Annotated in this window: 2 protein-coding genes; both read left to right on the top strand. The window is 62.1% G+C overall.

Going from position 1 to position 2228, the window contains the following annotated elements; all coding sequences use genetic code 11:
* Positions 1–140: 140 nt before the first annotated feature.
* Positions 141–494 (top strand): IS66 family insertion sequence element accessory protein TnpB, encoded by a 354-nt coding sequence (gene tnpB / locus KDM89_RS19020; protein ID WP_186882716.1) that lies wholly within the window; start codon positions 141–143, stop codon positions 492–494.
* Between the two features lie 94 nt (positions 495–588).
* Entirely contained in the window at positions 589–2163 is a 1575-nt protein-coding gene (gene tnpC, locus KDM89_RS19015; protein WP_212689499.1) for an IS66 family transposase, read from the top strand.
* Positions 2164–2228 lie beyond the last annotated feature (65 nt).

The following is a 2228-nucleotide window of genomic DNA, read 5'->3' as shown; positions in this document are numbered from 1 at the left end:
GGCCATCCCGATGAATGCGTCAGTGACCCCGCCGCCGCGCCTGCGAGCACAATTGCCCAACGGCGTCACGCTCGATTTCGACTGTACCGAGCGGGATGCGGCATGGCTGTCGAGGATGATCGAAACGCTGGGGCGCTGCGATGTTTCGCCTCGACGCTGATCTGAAGGTGTACCTGCACCGCGAAGCCATCGATTTCCGCAAAGGCATCAACGGCCTGGCGACATTGGTCGAACAATCGATGGGGCAGGATCCCTTCGCCCGCGCCGCCTATGCCTTTCGCAACCGCGGCGGCAATCGCATCAAGTTGCTGATCTATGATCGTACCGGTTTCTGGTTGCTGATCAAGCGCCTGGAACAAGACCGTTTCGCCTGGCCGCGCCGCCCGCAAGCGGTGATGGAATTGACGGCGGAACAGCTGCACTGGCTGCTTGACGGCATTGATATCGAGGCGGTGCAGCGCCATCCGGTCCGGCACTACCAGCATGCCGGTTGAGCCGGTTCCGCTGTGGCGGCAATGCGACGCTGGCCGCCCTTGTTACAAATCGACGTAAACCTATTCGCGCCGCAAAACCCGTATCGTGGCAGGCATGAACAAACTCGCCGCCTTCCCCGACCTGCCGCCCGAAGTCCAGGCCTATATCCGCGCCCTGGAAACGCGCAATGCCGAGCTGTCCGAACGCGTGCGTTATGTGGAAGAGCAATTCCGGCTGGCGCAACTCATGCGCTATGCACCTAGCAGCGAGAAACGTAGCGACCGGGTGTTCAACGAGGCCGAACAAGTCGATCCAGCCCCGGAGCTCGACAGCGATACCATTCCCCTGACGCCGCCCGAGACCGGCATGCCGGAACTGGCGCCGCCAGCACAGCAGACGCGGGGCCGCAAACCCCTGCCGGCGGATTTGCCGCGCAAGCGCATCGAATATGATCTGGCGCCAGAGCAAAAAATCTGTACCTGCTGCCAGAGCGCGCTGCACCGCATCGGCGAAGACATCAGCGAACAGCTGCACATTCCGCCCCAGACCCCATGGGTATGGCAACACGTGCGCTTCAAGTACGGCTGCCGCCATTGCGAACGACACGGAATCAGTGCGCCGGTAGTGCGCGCCGCGATGCCGGCGCAACCGTTGCCGGGCAGCGTGGCCGACGCCGCCACGATTGCTACCGTCATGACCGGCAAGTATGCCGACGGCATGCCGCTGTACCGGATGGAAGCGGTGTTGGGACGCGTGGGGATCGCACTGAGCCGCGGCACCATGGGCCACTGGATGATCGGTGCCAGCCAGCGTCATTTGCAGCGTTTGTATGAGGCGATGCACGCCGTCCTTCTGGCGCAACCGTTGATCCATGGCGACGAGACCCGGGTACAAGTGCTGCATGAAGAGGGCAAGCGCGCGCAAAGCCAGTCGTACATGTGGGTGTATCGCAGCGCCGAATCGAGCACTACGCCGGTGGTGCTGTTTGAGTACCAACCGGGACGCGGGCAGCAGTATCCGCAAGCCTTCCTGCAGAGCTACGCTGGCACCCTGATGACCGATGGCTACAGCGCCTGGCGCACGCTCACGGGCGTGACGCACCTGGGCTGCATGGCACACGCGAGGCGTTACTTTGATGAAGCGGCCAAGGCGCAGGGAAAGGCCGATAAGCGCGCCAGGCAGGCACTCGACATGATCGCCCGGCTTTACCATGTCGAAGCGCTGGCCAGGGGCGACTTGCCGGCCGGCCACACCCGTGCCGACTACACCCACCGCTTACGCCAGCAGCACAGCGTGCCGGTGCTCAGCGTACTCAGGACATGGCTCGATCAACAGGCAGCTCAAGTCCTGCCAAAAAGTTTGCTGGGCGAAGCGATTACGTATGCGCGTAATCAATGGAGCTACCTGAGCCGGTACACGGATGACGGCAATGCGCCCATCGATAACAACGCCGTGGAGCGCGACATCCGTCCGTTCACCACCGGCAGAAAAAACTGGCTATTCAGTGACACCGTGGCCGGCGCGAAGGCCAGTGCGGTGATCTATAGCCTGATGCTGACGTGCCGTGCTTGCGGCGTTGAACCGTATGCCTATCTATGCCACGTGCTGACCGAATTGCCGCTGCGCGCAGAGGGGGCAGACTTGCACGACCTGCTGCCGTTTAACTACGCTGGCAGCGTCACGCCATAATTCAACCACTGTTCACGTTGCAAGGTGCGGGGAAATTCGCGCTTAAGATGAACCTGCATGCTGAT

Source organism: Cognatundibacterium luofuense (genome assembly GCF_018139685.1).
In the GTDB taxonomy this organism is placed as follows: Bacteria; Pseudomonadota; Gammaproteobacteria; order Burkholderiales; family Burkholderiaceae_D; genus Undibacterium; species Undibacterium luofuense.
This window is presented reverse-complemented; position numbering and strand designations above follow the sequence as displayed.

Excerpts from the sequence above, each read along its gene's own strand:
- tnpC (WP_212689499.1), top strand. The coding sequence starts at position 589 with ATGAACAAACTCGCCGCCTTCCCCGACCTGCCGCCCGAAGTCCAGGCC.
- tnpB (WP_186882716.1), top strand. The coding sequence starts at position 141 with ATGTTTCGCCTCGACGCTGATCTGAAGGTGTACCTGCACCGCGAAGCC.